We start from the raw sequence: 287 nt of genomic DNA on the forward strand, positions 1-287 counted from the left end.
CTCCCCAACGGCGCCACCCGTTCCCCCGATGCCTCTTGGGTAGCTCGCTCTCGGTGGGAGGCGCTGACACCCGAACAGCGTCAGGGTTTCGCCCCCTTATGTCCCGATTTTGTTGTCGAATTGCGATCGCCCACCGATAGCCTCTCCAAACTTCAGGAAAAAATGCGGGAATATCTGGAAAATGGTGCCCGACTCGGATGGTTGATTGACCCCCAAAATCGACGGGTAGAAATCTACCGCCCCGGACAAGAAGTCGAAGTTTTGGACAATCCAATAGAACTTCCCGG

Annotated in this window: 1 protein-coding gene; it reads left to right on the forward strand. The window is 55.7% G+C overall.

The window, feature by feature from the left end; all coding sequences use genetic code 11:
- On the forward strand, positions 1-287 hold a 287-nt coding region (locus tag LKE08_RS00115; protein WP_324702166.1), incomplete at both ends, for a Uma2 family endonuclease.

This window comes from Lyngbya sp. CCY1209, from assembly GCF_035615495.1.
Classification (GTDB): domain Bacteria; phylum Cyanobacteriota; class Cyanobacteriia; order Cyanobacteriales; family Microcoleaceae; genus Limnospira.